The 625-nt window shown below is 40.8% G+C and carries 1 protein-coding gene; it reads left to right on the forward strand.

Features of this window, described 5'->3' with window-relative positions:
* Nucleotides 1-625, forward strand: a 625-nt coding sequence (locus tag HZY83_RS06690) for a G5 domain-containing protein (protein WP_179943279.1), incomplete at both ends; no start/stop codon positions are given.

The following is a 625-nucleotide window of genomic DNA, read 5'->3' on the forward strand; positions in this document are numbered from 1 at the left end:
ACTCTAGAACCAGGCTCACCTGATGTGATTGTACAAAAAGGTGAAGATGGAGAGAAAACAACAACTACACCAACTAAAGTTGACCCTGATACAGGAGATGTAGTTGAACGTGGTGAACCAACAACAGAAGTTACAAAAAATCCAGTTGACGAGATTGTACACTTTGCACCTGAAGAAGTACCACAAGGTCATAAAGATGAGTTCGATCCAAACTTACCAATTGACGGTACAGAAGAAGTACCAGGTAAACCAGGCATTAAGAACCCAGAAACAGGTAAAGTGGTAACACCTCCGGTTGACGATGTCACAAAACATGGTCCAAAAGCAGGCGAACCAGAGGTTACTAAAGAAGAAATACCATTCGAGAAAAAACGTGAGTTCAATCCATACTTAAAACCAGGTGAAGAGAAAGTAACGCAAGAAGGACAAACTGGAGAGAAAACAACAACAACGCCAACAACAATTAATCCATTAACGGGAGAAAAAGTAGGCGAAGGTGAACCAACAACAGAAGTAACAAAAGAACCAGTAGATGAAATCACACAATTCGGTGGAGAAGAAGTACCACAAGGTCATAAAGATGAGTTCGATCCAAACTTACCAATTGACGGTACAGAAGAAGTAC

Origin of the sequence: Gemella sp. GH3 (assembly GCF_013415425.1) — a bacterium.
Classification (GTDB): Bacteria; Bacillota; Bacilli; order Staphylococcales; family Gemellaceae; genus Gemelliphila.